Below are 20,620 nucleotides of genomic sequence, written 5' to 3' on the forward strand. Positions count from 1 at the left end.
CATGTCCCAGATCACCTTCACCGATCGTGTTGTCGCGATCACGGGCGCCGGCCGAGGACTCGGCCGCGAGCACGCCCTGGACTTCGCCCGCCGGGGAGCGGCCGTCGTCGTCAACGACCTCGGAGGCACCGGCGCCGGGGCGGGGGCCTCGGCGAGCGCCGCCGATGAGGTCGTGGCCGAGATCTGGGCCGCCGGCGGCCGAGCCGTGGCGAACTACGACTCCGTCAGCACCCGATCGGGCGGCCAGGCGATCATCGAGTGCGCGATGGACTCCTTCGGCCGCATCGACGCGGTCGTCAACAATGCCGGTTTCCTGCGCAACAAGGTGTTCGAGGACCTGGGCGACGCCGAACTCGACGACATCATCGACGTGCATCTCAAGGCGGCGTTCTACGTCACTCAGCCCGCCTACCGTGTCATGCAGCAACAGGGCTACGGGCGGATCGTGTTCACGTCATCGGCCTCCGGCGCCTTCGGCAGCCCGGAGCAGACCAACTACGGCGCGGCCAAGGCCGGTCTGCTCGGCCTCACCAACTGCCTCGCCTGGGAAGGGCGCAAGCACGGCATCCTCGTCAACGCCGTGCTCCCCACCGCCGGTACCCGGCTGGCCAAGGAGATGAGCCAGCAGTGGCACGAAGAGATGGTCGGAGACATCCACCCGGACGCGGCCATCCTGGCACCCACCAACGCCCCCTCCTACGTCACGCCCGTCGTGGTCTACCTCGCAAGCGAGCAGAACACGGCCACGCGCGGGTTCTACTCAGCCACCGGCGGCCGATTCGCCAAGGTCGTCCCCGCGGTGACGCACGGCTGGTTCGGCCCGCTGGAGCGTCCGGCCACCGCGGAGGAGATCGCCGAGCACTTCGCCGACATCGAGTCCGACGAACACGGCTACGACCTCCCGGAGAACGTGATCGACGAGGGCCGCCCCGTGCTGGCGCGCAGGCTTCAGCAGACGGGCTCCGCATCCGTCGGGACCTGATCTCCCGCCGCAGGTCGCTGTCAATGCTGGTCACAGCCTTACAACTGAGCACAACACGCACCACCACCCCGTAAGACGGCCGAAGCCATTGCAGCTGGCTTCGGCCGCCGCGCGCAGTCTACGGACACGACGCACTCTGTCCGTCCCGGCCCGAACCTCGCCTCCGGCGTTGCGCTAACCGCGTTCAACATCGCCCTGCCCCCTTGGGCGGCCGACGACGCGCCGAAGATCTGTCCGAACTGATCGACGGGGTCTTCGCTTTGGTGGAACCCGTGTTGAACACGGGTGAACGTCGTGACGCTCTCGGTCTGCTTGGACGGCAAGACAGCGCCAACAGGCGCGAACACGCTGGTCAGCAGCACTTCCTGCGTGAGCGATGCGTGAGCGGACGGTGTGGCACGCCCCATCCGTAGATGGATCTGCCCCTGCGGCAAATGTGCTTTGACCAGGTGGTTCCGGACACCCAAGAACCGTCCGGAACCACCTAGCAAGGTTTGGCCAGGACTTTTAATCCATTGGTTGTGGGTTCGAGTCCCACAGGGCCTACGGACGGCGAGCGGGGGATCACTCCTCCCGGCTCGTCACGCGGCGCCCGGGCCGGCTTCGGTCGGTTCGGGCGCCGTGGTGGTTTCCGGGGCGGGTGGCCGAGTCCCGTGCGCGGGGGTGCTTCCGGTCGTCAGGTGCTGCGGCGCGGTGCAGTGTGGATACATGGATCTCCGGCAGGGCGGGGTCGCCGGGCGGCGGCCATGGTGGTCGAGCCGCGCGCTGCTGGCGGTTCCGGTCACGATCATCGTGGTGATCACGGTGACGGACCAACTCGTCCCGGAGGACATCCATCTGGGGCCGCTGCTGGTCATCGCCCCCGCGATCACCGCCTACTTCGCCGGCCCCTGGCTGACCGCGCTGGTCGGGCTGCTGACCGTGGCGGCGCAGGCGTACATCGGCTGGCACTTCGGCGTGCTGCTCTCCCGCAACGTACTGGTGCAGATCCTCGCCCTGGCGGTGCTGTCGGCCCTGGTCGTGGTCTTCTGCGTGGTGCGTGAGCGACATCGCGGCCAGCTGGCCCGGGTGCGTACGGTCGCCGAGGCCACGCAGCACGTGCTGCTGTGGCCGCTGCCCGACCAGCTCGGCTGTGTGCGGGTCGCCGTGCTGTACCTGGCGGCCGAGGACGAGGCCCAGATCGGTGGCGACCTGTACGCGGCCACCCCCGTCGACGGCGGTGTCCGGATCATGATCGGTGACGTGCGCGGCAAGGGCCTGCCGGCCATCGGCGAGGCCGCCCTGCTCATCGGGGCCTTCCGGGAAGCCGCCCACCAGCACGCGGGCCTGTCGGCGCTGGCCGCCGCCCTGGAACAGAGCGTGACCCGGAACCTGGCCCAGCTGGCGCCCGCCGGGGAGAGCGGGGAGCAGTTCGCCACCGCGCTGCTGCTGGAGGTTCCCGACGAGGACCGCATCACCCGGATCATCAGCTGCGGGCACCCTCCACCGCTGCTCCTCGGCCCGGACAGCGCGGTCACGGTTCCCCTGCACCCGGCGCCCCCGCTGGGGCTCGGCCGGCTGGGGCCGAGCACGTACACCGTCGACGTGTTCTCCTTCGAACCCGGCGACACGCTCCTGCTCTACACCGACGGCGTCATCGAGGCCCGGAACAGCTCCGGGGTCTTCTATCCGCTCGCCGAGCGGGCCGCGCTGTGGGCCGGACAGAGCCCCGGGAAGCTGGTGCACTCGCTCCGGCAGGATCTGCTCGCGCATGTCGGCGGCCGCCTCGACGACGACGCGGCGGTCATCGCGCTGTGCCGTACGCCCGGCCCGCATCGCGGCCACCACCGGTAGCGGCACGGCACCGGTGGGGCAGGTCCGGGTACGGCGGCCCTGCCCCACCCCCTCTCACAGGCCGTCGTACGGTCCCTGTGACTTGGTGCTGCGCCGGTCGTGCGCGGCGTGCCGGGGTCTGGTCACCTTGGACGAGACCTGGCCGACGATCTCCCAGAAACACACCAGTGCGGTGATCGGCGGAATTCCGAAGATGATCAGTGAAAGCAGTGAATGTGATGAATGACTGACGCACAGGGCGACGGCCATCGCGGAGGCGCCCAGCAGAACGCACCAGGACCGCCGCGCGCTCCGATTCTGCACGGTGGCCCGCAGAATGGACAGGGCCGCCACGAGCCACGGTCCGTAGACCGTCAGCGGCCACCACCGCGCCAGGCGCATCGGCAATACGTCGGAAGCGGTGGCGCGGAGCTGTGCATAGGAATAAGAAAAAGACCAGCCCAACATGCACACCGCGCACACCGAGATGGTTGCGATCAGGATGGTGACGTGTGCGCCGCGCTGGCTGTCGCGCATCCAGCGCGATTCCGCGTGGACCCGCCGCCGGTTGCGCCGGTGACTTGAGCGGCCGGGCGGCGGAGCCTCGTCGGGGGCAGCCGTGGTGGTCGCTCCCGACAGCATCTGGGCCAGCTCCTCGACCGGATCCCACTGCATCTCGATCGTGCTGAACTCGGCGTCACAGAAGATGTCTTCATTGTGAATCCTGTCCATCAGATAAGTCCTACAGCCCCACCATCGCCCGCGAGTAATCACTTTCCAACTGGCTGATTCTTCTCAGAAAATCATCGAGAAGATCTGAACAACCGTCGATGAGCCCGTCGAGGAACCCGTCACCGTCGCTGGAGTCCAGCTGGAATGTGATGGTCCCGTGAAGGTTGCCGGCCGCATGCCTTTCGGTGCGTGTCACGACCGCCTAACGAGCCCCTCATGAGGCGTGGGTGTCGGGCATTCGGGTATTTCTGCAACCCGAAAGTGTGCCCTGCGGGCCTAATGAAGCAATTGGCGAAAATGTGAGTGAGCAGGAAATTGCATTCCGTGAATATAGCCCGGATGCCCCACTCCTGGCCTAGTCCGCCACCTCTTCCGGTCCAGTCCGGGATGACGATCCGTTCGACGACGGCGGTCACCGGCTCCCCCGCCCCGCCTCCGACAGGGCGTTCGGCGGGGTGCGCTGTTCGATGATCAGCCGGTTCAGCGAGAGGTAGCTCAGTTTTGCGGCCGTGGCGCCGCCGGGCAGGCCGGAGGACTCGTGCTACGCGACATCGGCGGCGCGCCCGGCGTGCCGCCACCGGGTTCCGCGGGGCCACGCGGATCCGCTGCCGGACACCGACCCGGCCGCCTTCCGGCGGGCCGGTCACGCGGCGGCACGCGCGGCCGAAGCGCGGGCCGGGGCGTTCGGATCCAGGCCCGGGCGTGCTGGACGTCGGCCCGATGCACAGGGGGCGTACGCGGCCGTCGGCACTGCTGCCGGCATGGCTCCCGGGCGTCGCCGTCCTCGTCCACCGTCGCCTCCCGTCCGTCGCCTTCGGTAGTGCGGTGCTCGAACCGGGTTCCTCCGTCCGGGAGTTCGGGGATCCGCCCCCGTGGGCCGGGCCGGGCCGGGCCGGGCCGTTCGCCGTGGCCGGGGGTGTTCGGGGAGCCGAGGTTCAGGCGGTGGGACCGGCCCCGGCCCGTCCGTAGGCCCGCAGGAACGCCGCGACCCCGCCGCCGACGAGGCGGTCGGTCTCGGCCGGCGGCAGGGGCAGGACGCCGTAGTGGGTGAACTGGACGATCGTGTGCGTCGTCAGGGCCATGAAGTGGGCGGCGGCCATGGCCGGGTCGCCGTGCAGGTCGAGCAGGCCGGCCCCGGCGAGGTGGCTCATCGCCTCGGCGACGGCCCGGCCGACCGGTGCCGGTCCCTCCTCGTGCCAGGCCGTCAGGACCTCCGGCGGTACGTGGTCGGCCTCGGCGTGGATGTGGCGGACGAGGGCGAAGTGGTTCGGGTGCTCGGTCATGAGGCCGACGAACGCGCGGGCCAGGGCGACCAGGTCGCGCTCCAGGTCCTCCGGGTGCGGGGGCCGCGCCGGGTCCAGCACCTCGCGCAGCCGGGCCAGTTGGGCGTCGCGGACCTCGCCGGACGTCCAGGTCACCACGGTCTGGAACAGCTGGGCCTTCCCGCCGGGGAAGTGGTTGTAGAGCGTGCGGGTGGAGACGCCGGCCTCGGCGGCGAGCGCGTCGACCGAGGCGCGCGCGTAGCCCTCGCGGCCGAAGACCGTGCAGGACGCGCTCGCGATGGCGATCTGCTTCTCCAGTTTGCGCGGGGAGACCTCGCGCCGTGCCCGTTCCAGCCTGGACTTGTTCGTTTCGCTCACACCCGCCTCCTTCTGTGACGGCCACTCTAGTCGACTGACAACGCTCGTTGTAATTTTTACAACGATCGTTGTAACTTGCTGGAGTGGAAGGCCGCAACGGGCGGCCCACCGCCGGAAGATGGGGGACATCTGTGTCTGTGACCAGCAACGAAGCCGTATCCCCGGCCCATGACGCACCACTGCGCGTCGCCGTCGTCGTCGGCAGCGTCCGCGAGGGGCGGGTGGGCCGGGCCGTCGCCGACTGGTTCCTCGGCACCGCCGCCGATGACCCCGGCCTCGACCTCGACGTCATCGACCTCGCCGAGGTGGAGCTGCCGCTCGTGCTGCCCGGCTGGGGCGGCGGGCCGAGCCCCGAGGCCGCCGCCGTACTGGGCGACGTCTCGCCGCGGCTCGCCGCCGCCGACGCGTTCGTCGTCGTCACGCCCGAGTACAACCACAGCTTCCCGGCGTCCCTGAAGAACTTCGTCGACTGGCACTACGTCCAGTGGCAGGCCAAGCCGGTCGGCTTCGTGTCGTACGGCGGTCTCGGCGGCGGGCTGCGCGCGGTCGAGCAGCTCCGGACGGTCTTCGCCGAGCTGCACGCCGTGACCGTGCGCGACTCGGTCAGCCTGCACGGGCCCTGGTCCGGCCTCACCGAGGACGGCACCCCGCGCGACGCCGACGTCTGCGCGGGCGCCGCCAAGGGCATGCTCGGCCAACTCGCCTGGTGGGGACGGGCGTTGCGGGCCGCGCGCGCCGAGCGTCCCTACGCGGGCTGAGGGCGGGCACGGCGATGAGCAGCAGTGCCCGCTCCGTCGCGGCACCGACGTACCGGCCGGCACCCGATCCGGCCACCGCCCTGCGCCGCACGCTCACCGTCACCGTCATCGGCTCGGTGATGTCCGTGCTCGACGTGACGATCGTGAACGTCGCGCTGCGCTCGCTCTCGGAGTCCTTCGACGCCCCGCTGGAGACCGTCCAGTGGACCGCCACCGCCTACACGCTCGCGCTCGCTGCCGTCGTCCCGGTCGCCGCCTGGGCGATGGCCCGGATCGGCGCCCGGCGTACGTACACGACGGCGCTCGTCCTGTTCACCCTCGGCTCCCTGCTCGCCGCCTGCGCCTGGGACGCGGGCAGCCTCATCGCCTTCCGCGCGGTGCAGGGGCTGGGCGGCGGCCTGCTCCAGCCGGTCGCGATGACGATGGTGATGAGGGTCGCCGACCGGCGTCGGCTCGGCCGCGCGATGGCCGTCGGCGGACTGCCCATCCTGGTCGGGCCGGTCGTCGGCCCGATGCTGGGCGGCTGGCTGGTCGACGCCGCGTCCTGGCACTGGATCTTCCTGGTGAACCTGCCCGTGGGCCTCGTCGCCCTGGCCCTCGCGCTGCGGCTGCTGCCGCGCGACGAACCGGACGCGGCGACGCGCGCCGCCGCCCGCCTGGACGTCCCCGGCCTGCTGATGCTCTCACCGGGTCTCGCCCTGCTGCTCTACGGCCTGGCCCGGGGCGGCGAGCGCGGCGACTTCGCCGCCCCCGGCGTCCTGCTGCCCGCCCTCGCGGGCGCCGCCCTGACGGCCGCCTTCGTCCGCCGGGCGCTGACGGTCAGCGAACCCCTCCTGGACCTACGGCTGCTGCGCGACCGCACCTTCGCCGCGGGCATCGCCACGCTCGCCCTGTTCACCTGCGGCTACTTCGGCTCGGCGCTGCTCGGCCCGCTGTACTGGCAGCAGGAGCGGGGCCTGAGCGCGACGGCGGCCGGGCTGCTGGGCGCCCCGACCGGGCTGGTCGTCGGCACGGCGATGCAGCTCGCGGCGCGGTGGGTCGACCGCGCCGCGCCGCGCCGGCTCGTCCCGGCCGGCATCGCGCTCGCCGCCTTCGGGATGGCGCTGCTGGCCTGGCAGACGGGCGTGCCGGGGGTCGCGACCTGGCGGTTCGTCGCCTCGGCCATGGTGACGGGCGCAGGCATCGGCATGGTGCTGATGCCGACGATGACGACTGCGAGCCGGGACCTGCCCGTGGACCGGATGCCCGCGGCGAGCACCGCGCTCAGCATCAACTCGCAGCTCGGGGCGTCGGTGGGCACGGCAGTGCTCTCGGTGGTCCTGGGCGCGGCGGGCCAGGACCCGACGGGCTTCCGGATCACCTACGCGGTGGCGGCCGCGCTGCTGGCCCTCTCCGCTCTGCCGGCCCTGCGCCTCCCCGGCCGCCGCCGGCCATGAGGTCAGCCCGCGGTCCGCTCCGTCAGCCCCGACAGTTCGGTCCGCTCCGTCAGCTCGGCGAGCGGAAGCGTGTGCTGGGTCTGGAGGACCTTCGCGCGCAGGTAGCGGACGTTGTGGGCGGTGGTGAAGACGCCGGTCGGCACCCGGTCCCGGACGACGACGCCCAGGGACCTCAACTGCCCTGCCTTGTCGGGGTTGTTGGACAGCAGGTCCAGCTCGCCGATGCCGAGGGCGGCGAGCATCTGCGCGGCGGCGGTGTAGTCGCGGGCGTCCTCCGGCAGGCCGAGCGCCGCGTTCGCCTCGTACGTGTCGAGGCCCTGGTCCTGGAGGGCGTAGGCGTCGAGCTTGTTGTAGAGGCCGATGCCGCGGCCCTCCTGGCGCAGGTAGAGCAGCACACCGCCCCGGTCGGCGATGCGCTCGACCGCCTCGCGCAGCTGCGGGCCGCAGTCGCAGCGGGCCGAGCCGAAGACGTCGCCGGTGAGGCACTCGGAGTGCAGCCGCACCAGCGGGACGGAGCCCGGGACCGGGTCGCCGAGGACGACGGCGACGTGTTCCTGGCCGTCGGACAGGCCGTGGAAGGTGACGAGTTCGGCGTCGACGCTGTAGCCGTCGTGGAAGCGCAGCGGTACCCGGACGCGGGCGCGCGGCGTGGCGGCGGGGGTGTCGGGCATGCGGGTCCCTCCGAAGGCGGTTGCTTCAGATTTGAAGCAGCGTACGTCAGGGACCCTACCTCATGCTTAAAAGTTAAAGCAATTGAATTCGGGAGCGACTCCCGGCGATTCCCAGCGATTCACGAGGAGGCGGGCGGCGGCTGGGACGACGGACACGACGACCGGCGCCGCCACGGCACGTCCCCCGTCCCGGCCTCGGGGGCCTCGTCCTGCAGTCCCCGGGCGACGCTCGTGAAGATCTCCTCCAGCTGCCCCACCTGCGCGGGCGTCAGCCGGTCGAAGAGGGTGCCGCGCACGGTCTCGACGTGCCCGGGCGCCGCCCGCTCCAGCACGGCCATCCCCTCGTCCGTCAGCACGGCGATGCTGCTGCGCTTGTCCCAGCGGCAGTCCTCCCGGCGCACCAGCCCGTCCCGCTCCAGCCGGGTCACGGCGTACGTCAGCCTGCTGCGCGTGATCTTCACCGTCTCGGCGAGATCGGTCATGCGCAGCCGCCGCTCGGGCGCCTCGGAGAGGTTGGCCAGCACCGAGTAGAAAAGGTGGGGCATGCCCGCGTCCTGCTGGAGCTGCCGATCCATCGCGTCCTCCAGGAGGTGGGTCGCGGCCATGTACGCGCGCCAGGCGCGCTGCTCCTCGGGGCTGAGCCAGCGGGTCGTCATGCGGCCAGTGTAGATTTGTTTCAAACTTGAACCAAGAGTCCCGCTCCGCGGACTCGGATTCCGCAGGTCTCATGGACCTCATGCACCGCATGGACCACGCAGACCTCGCAGACCCGCAGGGAGAGTGCGCCCGATGTCGTACCCGTACGTGCTGCTGTCCGCCGCCGTCTCTCTCGACGGCTACCTGGACGACACCGGCCCCGAGCGACTGCTGCTGTCCGGCCCGGCCGACTTCGACCGGGTCGACGAGGTGCGGGCCGCGTCCGACGCCATCCTCGTCGGCGCCGGCACGATCCGCGCGGACAACCCGCGGCTGCTGGTCAACTCGGCCGAGCGCCGCGCGGCCCGGGTCGCGGAGGGCAGGCCCGCGTACCCCCTCAAGGTGACCGTCACCGCCTCCGGCGACCTCGATCCGGCCGCGAAGTTCTGGCACACCGGCGGAGAGAAGGCCGTCTACACGACCGACGCCGGTGCCGAGCGCGCCGCACGCCTCCTCGGTGACAGTGCCGAGATCGTCCCGCTCGGGCCCGAGCTCGACTGGCGGGCGCTGCTGGAGCACCTGTACGTCGTGCACGGCGTGCGGCGCCTGATGGTCGAGGGCGGCGGCACGGTCCACACCCAGCTCCTGCGGCAGGGCCTCGCCGACGAACTCCAGCTGGTCCTCGCCCCGCTCCTGGTCGGCGACCCGGCCGCACCGCGCCTGTTCGGCCCGGGGGCGTACCAGTCCGGCCGCCTCCGCCTCACCGAGACCCGCCGGATCGAGGACGTCGTCCTCATGCGCTACGAGCCCACCGCCCCCGGCGCCGGAGCCGTCCCCGCCGCCGCCGACCGGCACTGGCTGCGCATCGCCTGCGAGCTCGCCGCGCTGTGCCCGCCCTCGAAGACGGCGTTCAGCGTCGGCGCGGTGGTCGTCGCGGCCGACGGCACGGAGCTGGCGCGCGGTCACTCGCGCGAGGGGGACGACCCGGTGGTCCACGCGGAGGAGGCGGCGCTGGCCAAGATCGACCCGGCCGACCCGCGGCTGGCCGCCGCCACGGTCTACAGCAGCCTGGAGCCGTGCGCCCGCCGCGCGTCCCGGCCCGCGCCGTGCGCCGAGCTGATCCTGCGGGCGGGAGTGCGCAGGGTGGTGACGGCGTGGCGCGAGCCGGACACGTTCGTGGAGGCGGCCGACGGGAGCGGGATTCTGGCGCGGGCAGGGGCCGAGGTGGTCGTACTGCCGGAGTACGAGGCGCAGGCCAAGGCGCCCAACGGGCATCTGGTGCGATGAGCCGCCGCGCCCCTTCGGGGGCGCACAACACTCAGGGCCCGGAATCCACTGGATTCCGGGCCCTGAGTCTTCAGTAGCGGGGACAGGATTTGAACCTGCGACCTCTGGGTTATGAGCCCAGCGAGCTACCGAGCTGCTCCACCCCGCGTCGTTGTGTCTCAAGAGTACCCCATGCGAGGGGCAGCTCGCACACCGCTTGATCGCGAAGGCCGGCTGCCCGGTGATTCCGGGCCCGTTTCCACGGATTCTTCACCGACGGTGACCGCGCGACCGCCGTCCGCATAACATCTGAGACACCATCAAAAACGTCGAGACTCCTGAGCGCCGGCCAACTCGCCCGGTTTGGCGCGATCCCGGCTGGTACGTCCGGCCGGAAAGCGTTAACGATCAAGCCGAACGGCTTGGAAAGTGACTCGCAGGTCTATTAACGTTCGATAACGCAGCGCGGTCGTCCCAGCCGTCACAAGAGGCGGCTCCGTGCGCACGCGCCGAATCCCGTAAGGGAACCGGGGAACCACCACCTTGGGGTGAATCACGCGGACACCGACGTGAACTCACTGAGTCACGCCCGGTATACGCGCGTAGGAGACCTTCCTGCTCCGAACCCGTCAGCTAACCCGGTAGGCGACGGAAGGAAAGGAGTGCGCCCGCGTGGCGTCCAACCGGCTTGCCCCCGAAGCCCCGTTCATACCGGCGTCCGACGAACCCGAGGCCTTCCCCTACGGCTCCGGCGCCGCCGAAGAGGGCACGTGGGAGGAGTGGAACCCCACCGAGGACTCCGTCGACCGGGTCCGTGGCCGGCACCGGGTCGCCAAGCAGCGCGGTGGCTTCGCGCGCAGCTCCACCGTCCTCGGCGTCGGCGTCATCGCCGCCGTCGGCGCGGGCGGCATGGCCAGCGCCCACACCGGTAAGCCGCCGGTCTCCCTCTCCCTGCCGGACTCCGTGAGCCACCTCTTCGAGGGCGGCTCCACCGAGGCGCCGAAGTCCGCCACCGCCACCGGGCTCTCCGACGTCGGCATGCACACCGAGAGCGGCAGGACCGGCGACGCCGGCGAGGCCCTGCGTAACCGGATCATGGCCCAGGCCGAGCAGCAGCAGAACAAGGCCGACAGCCGGGCCACCGCCGCCAGGCTCGCCGCCGCCGAGCGGCAGACCGCCGACGCGGCCGCCCAGGCCGAGAAGGACGCCGCCGCCAAGGCCACGGCCGCCAAGGCCACGGCGGAGGCCGACGCCGCGAAGGCCGCCGAGGCCAAGCGACTGGCCGAGCTGGCCAAGCAGTACACCCTGCCCGTCGTGTCGTACACGATCACCGGCACCTTCGGTCAGCCCGGCGCGATGTGGTCCTCCGGCTACCACACCGGTCTCGACTTCGCCGCCCCCACCGGCACGCTCATCAAGGCCGTCCACGGCGGCACCGTCACCCAGGCCGGGTGGGCCGGCGCCTACGGCTACCGCACCGTCCTGACCCTGGACGACGGCACCGAGCTGTGGTTCTGCCACCAGTCCTCGATCGGGGTCTCGGTCGGCCAGAAGGTCTCGACCGGCGACGTCATCGGCCGCGTCGGCGCCACCGGCAACGTCACCGGACCGCACCTGCACCTGGAGGTCCACCCGAACGGCCAGGCCACCGCCATCGACCCGGCGCCGTGGCTGCGGGACAAGGGCCTCAACCCCTGACCGCCCCGCCTTCCGGGTGATCGTGGCGCCGGTGGCGGAATGAGATCATCCGTCGCCGGCGTTGACGTAGAGCATGACTTCCTTGCGCACACTCGGCAGTTCGGATCTCCACGTCTTCCCCCTCTCCCTCGGCGGCAACGTCTTCGGCTGGACCGCCGACGAGGCGACCTCCTTCGCGGTCCTCGACGCCTACACGGCGGCCGGCGGCAACTTCGTCGACACCGCCGACGCCTACTCCGCCTGGATCCCGGGCAACCAGGGCGGTGAGTCCGAGACGATCATCGGCAAGTGGGTCAGGGCCCGCGGCAACCGCTCCGACGTCGTCATCGCCACCAAGGTCAGCCAGCACCCGCAGTACCAGGGCCTGTCCGCCGCCAACATCAAGGCCGCCGCCGACGCCTCCCTGCGCCGCCTGGACACCGACTACATCGACCTCTACTACACCCACTTCGACAGGCCCGAGGTCCCGGTCGAGGAGATCATCGGCGCCCTCGACGAGCTGGTGAGGGCGGGCAAGGTCCGGCACATCGCCGCCTCCAACATCAGCGCCGCGCGCCTGCAGGAGTCCCTCGACTTCTCCGCGCGCGAGGGCCTGGCCCGCTACGTCGCCCTCCAGCCGCACTACAACCTGGTCTCCCGCGACACCTACGAGGGCGAGCTGCAGGAGGTGGCCGCCAAGGAGAACCTCTCCGCGGTGCCGTACTTCGCGCTCGCCTCGGGCTTCCTGACCGGCAAGTACCGCCCCGGCACCACGGTCGACAGCGCCCGCGCCGGCCGGGCCCAGGAGTACGCGGACTCCGAGCGCGGCCGGAAGGCCCTCGCCGCGCTGGACGAGGTCGCCGCCGCCCACGGGGCCCCGCTCGCCACGGTCGCCCTGGCCTGGCTCGCGGCCCAGCCGACGGTCACGGCCCCGATCGCCTCGGCCCGCACGGTCGACCAGCTCCCCGCGCTGCTGGGAGTCGCTGACCTGAAGCTGACGGATGAGGACCTGACGAAGCTGACGGCGGCGTCGGCCTGATCCCCTCCCGGCGGCACCGAGCCCCGCGCGAGCCCGAAGGCCTACGACTGGTACGGGTTGTGGGCGGGGTACGCGGGGTACGGCGCCGCCGGATACCCGTATCCGTATCCGTACTGCGGGTGCGGAGGAGCCCAGTGCACCGGAGCCGGAGCGGTGGCCCGGGCGGCGTACTCCAAGGCAGGCCGCGCCGCGTCCCTGCGCCGCCAGAGCGCGTCCAGCAGCTCCCGCTCCCGTACGACGAAGTCGGCCCCGGCCCGCCCCGCGCGCCCGCGGCGGCGCAGCAGCGCGAGCGTCGTGGCGTGCGCCTCGTACTGCGCCACCTCCCGCGCCGCCGGCTTCCCGCCGTGGTGCCGGGCGTAGTCGCGCGCCGCGCGCCGCGCCCGCATCGATCCCAGCGCGTCCGGCTCGGCCGGTCCGAGCCACCCGGCCAGCACATACGCGGGCAGCTCCGCGCGCACGGTCCGCAGCTCCCGCTGCCGCGTCCAGATCGCCAGCCAGGTCAGCAGCCCGAACACGGGCACCATGAAGCAGCCGTAGACGGCGAAGAAGCCGAACTGGCCGAAAGTGGAGGAACCGTTCCAGCAGGCGTGCATGCTCATCGCGAGCAGCAGCCCGCAGACCGGCAGCAGCACCCGCCGCGCGCGCTGCCGTGGCGCGGAGAACGCGGAGAGGCCGAAGCCGAGGCCGGTCATGGTGGTGAACAGGGGGTGCGCGAACGGCGACATCACGATGCGCACGAAGAAGGTGGCGGCGGTGACCGAGGCGATGCCGCTGTCGCCGGAGAGCTGGTCGGCCCCGAAGGCCGTGCCGAGGTAGAGGATGTTCTCGGTGAACGCGAAGCCGGTGGCGGTGATCCCGGCTATCACCATCCCGTCCACGATCCCGGTGAAGTCGCGCCGGCGGAAGAGGAAGACCAGCAGCACGGCCGCGGCCTTGGCGGACTCCTCGACGATCGGCGCTATCACCGTGGCGCCGAGGGTGTCGGCGCCGGCCGGATCGGCGGTGGCGGTGGCTATCCACCTGGTCGCGAAGCTGTTGGCGACGATGGCTATGAGCGCCGCCGCGCAGGCACCCCAGGCGAACGCGAAGACGAGGTTCCGCCGGGGGCCGGGCGCCACCCGGTCCAGCCAGCGGAAGGCGGCGGTCAGCCACGGCACGGGCAGCACGGCCAGCCCGAGCCCGACGAGGAACCCCTCGGTACCGGTCTGCCGGCGTACGAGCGCGAGGATCACCAGCCCGGACAGCGCCAGCAGCGTGATCAGCGCCCCGTACCGCACCGATCCGCGCTGCCACCAGTGCGGATGGCGGAGCACGTGACCGCCGGGGGCGGGCGGATACGCGGGATACGGAGGACTGGTCGGACTGATGGCCACGGCATCGACCCTAACGGTGACGGGACGAGGGGCTGGAGCGGATTACCGGACCGGGAAGGTCCGGCTCGGTCACGCGCTCTTGTGCGGTACGCGCCGGAACAACAGGTCGTTCACCACATGGCCCTTGTCCAGTCCCTGCCCCTCGAAACGGGTCAGCGGCCGGAACGCGGGACGCGGTGCGAAGCCGCCGTCCGCCTGCGTGTTCTCGAAGTCGGGGTGTGCGCTGAGCACGTCGAGCATCTGCTCGGCGTACGGCTCCCAGTCGGTCGCGCAGTGCACGAGCGCGCCGGGGCGCAGCCTCGTCGCGGCGAGGGTGAGGAACTCGGGCTGGATCAGCCGCCGTTTGTGGTGCCGTTTCTTCGGCCAGGGATCCGGGAAGTAGACGCGCAGCCCGTCGAGCGAGTCGGGTGTGAGCATCTCGCGGAGCAGGATGATCGCGTCGCCGTTGGCCACCCGGACGTTGGTCATGCCGCCCTGGTCGGCGAGGTTCAGCAGATTGCCCTGCCCCGGCGTGTGCACGTCGACGGCGAGGATGTTGGTGTCCGGGTCCCCGGCGGCCATCTGCGCGGTGGCCTCGCCCATGCCGAACCCGATCTCCAGCACGACGGGCCGGTCGTTCCCGAACAGCTCGCCGAGGTCGATGACCTGCTGCCCGTCGATGTCGAGCCCCCACACGGGCCACAGCCGCTGGAGCGCGTCGGCCTGCCCGGCCGTCACCCGGCTGCGCCGCGGCTGAAAGCTCCGGATCCGCCGCTCGAAGTGCGACCCGGCGGGATCCGCCCTGGGCCCGTCCGGAAACCGCGGCTCGCCCTTGGCCCGGGTGTGCCGGATGGACGCACCGGGTGCGTGCGGGTCGGCCGGGGCGGGGACGTCGGGGGTGTTCAGCGAGTCAGACACAGTACGACCGATTTTACGGCGCCCCACGGACACCCTCGGCTCCCGCCGGCTCCCGCCGGGGTTTCCTCAGTCGGTCGAGCCGAGCATGTCCAGCACCCGGCGTCCCACTTCCCGGCCGATGGGCAGGGAGGCGGTGGCCGCGGGGGAGGGCGCGTTCAGTACGTGGACGGCTCTCGCGCCCTCGCGGATGAGGAAGTCGTCGACCAGCGTTCCGTCCCGCAGCACCGCCTGCGCCCGCACCCCGGCCGGGGCGCGCACCAGGTCCGCGGGCTCCGCGCCGGGCAGCAGCCTGCGCACGGCTTCCAGGAACGCCCCCTTGGACACCGATCGCCGCAGCTCCCCGGCGCCGTATCTCCAGTGCTGCCGGGCGATCGCCCACGAGCCCGGCCAGGCCACGGTGCCGGCCAGCTCCCGGGGCCGCACGACCCCCCAGCCGTATCCCTCCCGGGCCAGCGCCGGCACCGCGTTGGGCCCGATGTGCACGCCGCCGTCGATGCCCCGGGTCAGATGCACGCCGAGGAACGGGAACGCCGGGTCCGGCACCGGATACACGAGGCCGCGCACCAGCTCGGGGCGCGCCAGCTCGTAGTACTCCCCGCGGAACGGCACGATCCGCACCTCGGGCTCGTCCCCGGTCAGCCGGGCCAGCTCGTCGCAGTGCAGTCCGGCGCAGTTCACCAGCACACGCGCCCGTACGACATCACCGGCCGCGGTGAGCACGGCCACGCCCCGCTCCGGGCGCCGGTCCACCCGGACGACCCGCGCGCCGTACCGGATCTCGGCCCCCGAGGCCCGGGCCAGCTGCCGGGCGACGCCGACGTAGTCGCAGACGCCCGTCGTGCCGACGTGTATGGCGGCGAGCCCGCGCACCTCCGGCTCGTACTCGGTGATCTGCGCGGGGCCCAGCTCCCGGACCGGGATGCCGTTCTCCCGGCCGCGCTGCACGAGCGCGTGCAGCCGGGGCAGCTCCTCGCGCTCGGTGGCGACGATCAGCTTGCCGGTGACGGCGTGCGCGATGCCGTACTCGGCGCAGAACTTCACCATCTCGGCAGCGCCCCGCACCGCGTACCGCGCCTTGAGGGAGCCCGGGCGGTAGTAGATCCCGCTGTGGATCACCCCGCTGTTGCGGCCCGTCTGGTGCCGGGCCGGACCCGGCTCCTTCTCCAGCACGGTGACCCGCGTCCCCGGCGCCGCACGCGTGATCGCATACGCGGTCGACAGCCCGACGATCCCTCCGCCGACCACGAGCACATCACAGTCGTACGCACCGACCGGCACCTGCACCACCTCCCACCTCGATAGTGCACTGCGCCACTGACAATGCCTTCAAACGCGACAGGTGTCCGATGTCACGGCTCAGGCGGGAGCCATCAGCAGGGGCCGGGCCCGCTCCCGCAGCTCCACCACCCGCGGCTCGTCCCCGTAGGGCTCCAGCCGGTGCAGCAGATCCTTCACGTACTCGGTCGTCCGGGCCGAGGAGATCCGCCCGGCCACCTCCACCGCCCGCACCCCCTGCTCGCACGCCGCGTCGAGGTTCCCGGACTCCAGCTCGGCGACGGCCGACACCACCAGCCGCAGCCCGTGCGAGCGCACGAACTCCTCCGTCGGCTTCGACAGGGCCTGTTCCGTGAACCGCCGCACCTGCCGAGGCGCCTTCAGATCGCGGTAGCACTCGGCGGCGTCGGCGGCAAAGCGGTCGTAGCCGTAAAAACCGAGCCAGGACGGGTCGTTGTCGCCCTCGCGGGACCGCTCCAGCCACCCCTCCGCCGCCTTCAGCGCCGCCCCCGCGGCCTGTGCGTCGCCCGCGCGCGCGTGGGCCCGGGCCTCGACCAGCCGGAAGAAGCTCATCGTCCGCGCGGTGGCCAGTCCCCGGTTGCGCTCCAGGGCGGCCTGCGCGAGGTCGACGCCCTCGTCACCGAAGCCGCGGTACGTCGCCTGCAGCGACATGGAGGCGAGGACGTAGCCCCCGAGGGGGACGTCCGCCGCCGCGCGCGCGAGGCGCAGCGCCTGGATGTAGTACCGCTGCGCGGCCTCCTGCTGGCCGGTGTCGAAGGCCATCCACCCGGCGAGGCGGGTGAGTTCGGCGGAGGCGCCGAACAGGGCGCGCCCCACTTCGTCGGAGTAGGCGCCGAGCAGCAGCGGTGCCGCCTCCACCCGCAGGCACTCCGGCACCATCGACGAACGCCAGTCACCGCCCCCGTACTTGGAGTCCCAGCGCCGGGCGTCCTCGGCGGCCTCCCGCAGTTTGCGCACGTCGCTGTGGCCGACTTTGATCGGTGCGCCGGAGTCCTCGACGGAGCCCGCCTCCCGTGCGACCGAGCTGTCGGCGGGGGTTATCAGCCATCGTGAGGCAGGCGTTGCGTATGCGCTCACCGCGAACGATCCGGCGAGCGACTGCCAGATGCCGCCGGTGCCGGCCCGGCGCCCGGCGAGGTCGAGACGGTACAGCTCCGTCGCCGACTTCACCGCCTGTGCCACGTCCCGAGGGAAGGCGAGGCCGACTTCGGGGGCGGGATCCGCGTCCGCCAGGCCGATCTCGTGGAGCGGCACCGGACGGCCGAGCTTCTGCCCGATGGCGGCCGCGATGAGGTGCGGCGCGGCGCCCTGCGGCACCATGCCCTTCGACACCCAGCGCGCCACCGAGGTCTTGTCGTAGCGAAGAGTCAACCCGCGTTGGGCGCCAAGGTCGTTGACGCGACGCGCGAGTCCTGCGTTGCTGATTCCCGCGAGGGCGAGAACGGCGCCGAGCTTCTCGTTCGGCCCGCGTTGCTCCCTGGACATGCGCCACCCCTCGACACAGACGGCTGCCGCACTGGCATAACCACGCGGCATTCGTAAACCCAGCGTAGTTCGCCGCATCCCAAGCGTTAAGGGGCATTGTTCCGGATGGCGGGATTGTGGTCCGTACGGAAGCGCCGCCCTGTACGCACTGTGCACGGCCTGTCGCCGCGTGCCCCCGCGCGTGTGGCCGTGCGCCCGTCCGTGCGCTCTTCTCCGGCCATCGGGGGAGCGGTTCCATGGCTCTTGCGTGGGTCGGCCCGCTGTACTGGATCCAGTGGGCTGGGGGACACCGCCACCTTCATCCCCGCGGGTGGCGGACCGGTCCGGGAGGCGATGCCCGCCTCCCGGACTGTGCGCGTGCCCGCACCGCGGCGTGCTCCGAAGGCCTGTACGGAGCGTGCCCAACTCGTGCTTCGCTCTCCGTATTTGGCTGAAAATCGCCCCATCCCGTCGTGGTGGATTTCTGCTCCGACCATGCAACTTGAGGGCGTGAAAGGCGTCTTGGGGGAGCGTACAGGGGGCGCATTCGAGTCGAGCTCACCACCCCTCCTCCTCGCCCCGCCGCCGAACTCCGCGCGCGTTTCCCTCGATCGAAGCCGGTGCCGCCGCCCCTCCACAGCGCGTCCTTCATGGCAGCATGGGGACCGGTTCGTACGGTGCACTGTTGTCCACAGGCTGTGGAGGCGTCGATGCGGTGGTTGGTGGGTTGGAGCAGCACCGCCGCGGGCATCGCCGGAATCGGCTCCGCGGGTGCCACCGGTTACGACGGCGAGACCCTGCACCCCGTCGGCTCCCAACTGCTGTGGGGCGACCCGGATCCGCTGTGGGCCGTCGGCGACTGGCGCCCGGACGAGGTGCGCGTGGTCAAGGCCGACGCGGACAACCGCATCGCCGTCCTCGGCATCTGCGGCGCCTCCGACGAGGAGCTCCGGCGCGCCCTGTTCACCGCGCGCGGGGGCGCACTCCGGCATCTGACCGCCTGGCCCGGCAGCTACACGGCCGTCGTCCAGGTCGGCCGGCGCATCACCGTCTGCGGCGACCTCGCGGGCGCCCGCCCGGTCTTCCACACCCCCTGGGCCGGCGGCACGGCCTACGCCACCGCCGCGCTGCCCCTCGCCGACCTCATCGAGGCCAACCTCGACTTCGGCCACCTCGCCGCCCTGCTCGCCGCCCCCGACGTACCGGCCGCACTGCGCGACACCACCCCGTACGAGGGCGTACGCCGTGTTCCGCCGGGGCACGCGCTCGTGCTGCGCGCCGGAGCACGCGAGATCGCCGGGTACGAGCACGTCGCCTCGCTCGCCGTGGCCGCGCCCGCGGCCGATCCCGACCACGCCGTGGACGCCGTACGCGACGCCCTCGTCGAGGCGGTACGCGCGCGTCTGGCGGCACCGCGGCACGTGCCCGACCTCGATCCCGGGCCGGTGCCCGGCATGGGCCCGGCCGAGCGGCGGGCCCGGCGCGGGATGCCCGTGCCCGGCATCGGCGCCGACCTCTCCGGCGGCCCGGCCTCCAGCACCCTCGCCCTGCTGGCCGCCGGGCTGCCCGGCCGCCCCGGCACCCTGCTCGGGCACGGCACCGGCGCCGGTGAACGGCTCCTCGCCGTCACCTTCAACGACCTGGCCGTCAGCGGTCGCGAGGCCGAGGTCGAACGCGCCGGGGCCCTCGCCGCCAACCCCCGCCTGCACCACGTGGTGGTCACCGGCGCCGAGGAGACCCTGCCGTACGCCGACCTCGACGGCCCTCTCACCGACGAACCGGGGCCCGCCCTGGTCACCGCCGCCCGGCACCGCGCCCGCCTGGCCTCCGGCAGCGCCGACCACGTCACCGGACACGGCGCCCGGCAGGTCCTCGACGCCCACCCCGCCCGCCTCGCCGACCTCCTCATGGACCGCAAGCGGCGCCATCTGGTCCGTCCGGTCGCCGCGCTCGCCCGGGCCGACGGCTCGGTGATGGTCCCCGCGCGCGTGTACGGCGCGGCCCGGCGGCTCGCCCGCACGCCCTACCGGGCCGGGCTGGAGGCACTGGCGGAGCGGCTGATGCGGCGCCGCTTCGACGAGCCCAAGGGGGCGGTCGGCGCGTCCCTCGCCGCGCTGACCTGGGCCAGACCGGGGCCGGCCGCCCGCTGGCTGACGGGGGAGGCACTGGCCGAAGTATCGGTTCTGCTCCAGGCCGAGGCGGACCGTTCCGGAACCGGCGCGCTGCGTCCCGGCGAACATCGCGCGCGTGCCGCGCTCGCCCGCGGCGCCGCCGACCTGCGCGTCCTGGAACAGGCCGCCGAGATCCGCTCCCAGCGCCTGCACGCGCCCTTCCTCGACAACCAGGTGGTCCGCGCCTGCCGTGCCCTCCCCGAGGCCCTGCGCGTCCGGCCGGGCGCGCGCTCCTCGATCCTGCGCACCGTCCTGGAGGGCGCCGGCGTCACCGACCTCCCGCCCGGCTGGGGCGCCCCCTCCCACGCCTCCTCGGCTGCGGCCACCCGCGCGGGCCTGCGCATGGCGGCCGACCCGCTGCTGGACCTCTTCGCGACGCCGCTCCTGGCCGACGCCGGGCTGGTGGAGGCCCGTGTGGTCCGCGAAGCCCTCCAGTCGGCGGCGGCAGGCGCCCCGCTCCCCCTGGACGGCCTGGCCGACCTGATCTCCCTGGAACTCTGGCTCCGCCGCCTGCTGTCACGCCGAGGCACCTGCTGGACGGGAACACCGGCACGCGCGCGTGCGGTGCCCTCCGGGATCCAGCCGAGAAGGGGCGCCTTGGCCTCCGGCGCCTGAGCAGCGCGGGCCGGGCGGCCATTGCCGTACTCCGCCCGCGGCTGTTGCGCCGTACGCCGCCCGCGGCCCGATGGGTGCTGGTCGTGCAGTGCCTCGCGCCCCTGAGGAATCGCAGCCGCCGCACCCGGACAGCGCGGGCGCGCGGCCCGGGCCCC

At 72.4% G+C, this 20,620-nt stretch carries 17 protein-coding genes, 1 tRNA gene and 1 riboswitch; of the genes, 8 read left to right on the forward strand and 10 right to left on the reverse strand.

The annotated features are described in order from the left end of the window. The first annotated feature begins 1 nt into the window (after position 1). Positions 2-982 (forward strand): SDR family NAD(P)-dependent oxidoreductase, encoded by a 981-nt coding sequence (locus BIV23_RS34315; RefSeq protein ID WP_071384900.1) that lies wholly within the window; start codon positions 2-4, stop codon positions 980-982. Positions 983-1,690: 708 nt separating this feature from the next. Next, the gene (locus tag BIV23_RS34320) at positions 1,691-2,815 is read left to right on the forward strand and encodes a PP2C family protein-serine/threonine phosphatase (protein ID WP_071384901.1); all 1,125 of its coding nucleotides are present in this window, start codon (positions 1,691-1,693) and stop codon (positions 2,813-2,815) included. 54 nt (positions 2,816-2,869) lie between these two features. On the opposite strand, the gene BIV23_RS34325 is transcribed toward BIV23_RS34320, so the two are convergent. The 3 genes from BIV23_RS34325 to BIV23_RS34340 form a co-directional block, all read right to left on the reverse strand. After that, a complete protein-coding gene (locus BIV23_RS34325; RefSeq protein ID WP_071384902.1) occupies positions 2,870-3,526 on the reverse strand; it encodes a DUF2637 domain-containing protein in 657 nt (218 codons plus the stop codon). A gap of 10 nt (positions 3,527-3,536) precedes the next feature. Then, on the reverse strand, positions 3,537-3,722 hold the full coding sequence (locus BIV23_RS34330) for a hypothetical protein (RefSeq protein WP_071374797.1): 186 nt from the start codon (positions 3,720-3,722) through the stop codon (positions 3,537-3,539). A gap of 739 nt (positions 3,723-4,461) precedes the next feature. Further along, complete coding sequence (locus BIV23_RS34340; protein ID WP_071384904.1) at positions 4,462-5,166, reverse strand: TetR/AcrR family transcriptional regulator; 705 nt, start codon at positions 5,164-5,166, stop codon at positions 4,462-4,464. Between the two features lie 137 nt (positions 5,167-5,303). On the opposite strand from BIV23_RS34340, the gene BIV23_RS34345 reads away from it, so the two are divergent. Together BIV23_RS34345 and BIV23_RS34350 are read left to right on the forward strand one after the other, a co-directional pair. Continuing rightward, positions 5,304-5,924, forward strand: coding sequence for an NADPH-dependent FMN reductase (locus BIV23_RS34345; RefSeq protein ID WP_071384905.1), 621 nt, complete (start codon positions 5,304-5,306; stop codon positions 5,922-5,924). A 14-nt stretch (positions 5,925-5,938) separates the two neighbouring features. Then, complete coding sequence (locus BIV23_RS34350) at positions 5,939-7,360, forward strand: DHA2 family efflux MFS transporter permease subunit (RefSeq protein WP_079173591.1); 1,422 nt, start codon at positions 5,939-5,941, stop codon at positions 7,358-7,360. Between the two features lie 2 nt (positions 7,361-7,362). Here the strand turns inward: BIV23_RS34350 and BIV23_RS34355 are convergent, their stop codons facing one another. Next, the gene (locus BIV23_RS34355) at positions 7,363-8,031 is read right to left on the reverse strand and encodes a GTP cyclohydrolase II (RefSeq protein WP_071384906.1); all 669 of its coding nucleotides are present in this window, start codon (positions 8,029-8,031) and stop codon (positions 7,363-7,365) included. A 119-nt stretch (positions 8,032-8,150) separates the two neighbouring features. Continuing rightward, positions 8,151-8,687 carry a MarR family winged helix-turn-helix transcriptional regulator gene (locus tag BIV23_RS34360; protein WP_071384907.1) on the reverse strand — a complete coding sequence of 179 codons (537 nt, stop codon included), beginning with the start codon at positions 8,685-8,687 and terminating at the stop codon, positions 8,151-8,153. 133 nt (positions 8,688-8,820) lie between these two features. Here BIV23_RS34360 and BIV23_RS34365 point away from each other — a divergent pair, with 133 nt between their 5' ends. Continuing rightward, positions 8,821-9,954 (forward strand): dihydrofolate reductase family protein, encoded by a 1,134-nt coding sequence (locus tag BIV23_RS34365; protein ID WP_071384908.1) that lies wholly within the window; start codon positions 8,821-8,823, stop codon positions 9,952-9,954. Between the two features lie 74 nt (positions 9,955-10,028). On the opposite strand, the gene BIV23_RS34370 is transcribed toward BIV23_RS34365, so the two are convergent. After that, positions 10,029-10,102, reverse strand: a tRNA-Met gene (locus tag BIV23_RS34370). A 328-nt stretch (positions 10,103-10,430) separates the two neighbouring features. Beyond that, positions 10,431-10,596: riboswitch (cyclic di-AMP (ydaO/yuaA leader) on the forward strand. Positions 10,597-10,605: 9 nt separating this feature from the next. On the opposite strand from BIV23_RS34370, the gene BIV23_RS34375 reads away from it, so the two are divergent. After that, positions 10,606-11,631, forward strand: a complete 1,026-nt coding sequence (locus BIV23_RS34375) for a M23 family metallopeptidase (protein WP_071384909.1) — start codon at positions 10,606-10,608, stop codon at positions 11,629-11,631. A 73-nt stretch (positions 11,632-11,704) separates the two neighbouring features. Beyond that, positions 11,705-12,649 carry an aldo/keto reductase gene (locus BIV23_RS34380; RefSeq protein WP_071384910.1) on the forward strand — a complete coding sequence of 315 codons (945 nt, stop codon included), beginning with the start codon at positions 11,705-11,707 and terminating at the stop codon, positions 12,647-12,649. 41 nt (positions 12,650-12,690) lie between these two features. On the opposite strand, the gene BIV23_RS34385 is transcribed toward BIV23_RS34380, so the two are convergent. The 4 genes from BIV23_RS34385 to BIV23_RS34400 all read right to left on the reverse strand — a co-directional run bounded on the left by BIV23_RS34385 (position 12,691) and on the right by BIV23_RS34400 (position 17,700). Next, positions 12,691-14,022 (reverse strand): PrsW family intramembrane metalloprotease, encoded by a 1,332-nt coding sequence (locus BIV23_RS34385; RefSeq protein ID WP_281250186.1) that lies wholly within the window; start codon positions 14,020-14,022, stop codon positions 12,691-12,693. Between the two features lie 69 nt (positions 14,023-14,091). Continuing rightward, positions 14,092-14,919 carry a tRNA (guanosine(46)-N7)-methyltransferase TrmB gene (gene trmB, locus BIV23_RS34390; RefSeq protein ID WP_177240138.1) on the reverse strand — a complete coding sequence of 276 codons (828 nt, stop codon included), beginning with the start codon at positions 14,917-14,919 and terminating at the stop codon, positions 14,092-14,094. A 66-nt stretch (positions 14,920-14,985) separates the two neighbouring features. Then, the gene (gene lhgO, locus BIV23_RS34395; RefSeq protein ID WP_071384911.1) at positions 14,986-16,206 is read right to left on the reverse strand and encodes an L-2-hydroxyglutarate oxidase; all 1,221 of its coding nucleotides are present in this window, start codon (positions 16,204-16,206) and stop codon (positions 14,986-14,988) included. A 69-nt stretch (positions 16,207-16,275) separates the two neighbouring features. Then, positions 16,276-17,700 carry an NsdA family TPR-like regulatory protein gene (locus BIV23_RS34400; RefSeq protein ID WP_071384912.1) on the reverse strand — a complete coding sequence of 475 codons (1,425 nt, stop codon included), beginning with the start codon at positions 17,698-17,700 and terminating at the stop codon, positions 16,276-16,278. Between the two features lie 689 nt (positions 17,701-18,389). On the opposite strand from BIV23_RS34400, the gene BIV23_RS34405 reads away from it, so the two are divergent. Next, complete coding sequence (locus BIV23_RS34405) at positions 18,390-20,465, forward strand: asparagine synthase-related protein (protein WP_071384913.1); 2,076 nt, start codon at positions 18,390-18,392, stop codon at positions 20,463-20,465. Positions 20,466-20,620 lie beyond the last annotated feature (155 nt).

The sequence above is a fragment of the Streptomyces monashensis genome (assembly GCF_001866665.1).
Taxonomy (GTDB): domain Bacteria; phylum Actinomycetota; class Actinomycetes; order Streptomycetales; family Streptomycetaceae; genus Streptomyces; species Streptomyces monashensis.

What these genes read in the sequence shown, in the direction of transcription:
- BIV23_RS34315 (WP_071384900.1), top strand. Translation starts at nt 2, where the DNA reads ATGTCCCAGATCACCTTCACCGATCGTGTTGTCGCGATCACGGGCGCC.
- BIV23_RS34320 (WP_071384901.1), top strand. Translation starts at nt 1,691, where the DNA reads ATGGATCTCCGGCAGGGCGGGGTCGCCGGGCGGCGGCCATGGTGGTCG.
- BIV23_RS34325 (WP_071384902.1), bottom strand. Translation starts at nt 3,526, where the DNA reads ATGGACAGGATTCACAATGAAGACATCTTCTGTGACGCCGAGTTCAGC.
- BIV23_RS34350 (WP_079173591.1), top strand. Translation starts at nt 5,939, where the DNA reads ATGAGCAGCAGTGCCCGCTCCGTCGCGGCACCGACGTACCGGCCGGCA.
- BIV23_RS34355 (WP_071384906.1), bottom strand. Translation starts at nt 8,031, where the DNA reads ATGCCCGACACCCCCGCCGCCACGCCGCGCGCCCGCGTCCGGGTACCG.
- BIV23_RS34360 (WP_071384907.1), bottom strand. Translation starts at nt 8,687, where the DNA reads ATGACGACCCGCTGGCTCAGCCCCGAGGAGCAGCGCGCCTGGCGCGCG.
- BIV23_RS34365 (WP_071384908.1), top strand. Translation starts at nt 8,821, where the DNA reads ATGTCGTACCCGTACGTGCTGCTGTCCGCCGCCGTCTCTCTCGACGGC.
- BIV23_RS34380 (WP_071384910.1), top strand. Translation starts at nt 11,705, where the DNA reads ATGACTTCCTTGCGCACACTCGGCAGTTCGGATCTCCACGTCTTCCCC.
- BIV23_RS34400 (WP_071384912.1), bottom strand. Translation starts at nt 17,700, where the DNA reads ATGTCCAGGGAGCAACGCGGGCCGAACGAGAAGCTCGGCGCCGTTCTC.
- BIV23_RS34405 (WP_071384913.1), top strand. Translation starts at nt 18,390, where the DNA reads ATGCGGTGGTTGGTGGGTTGGAGCAGCACCGCCGCGGGCATCGCCGGA.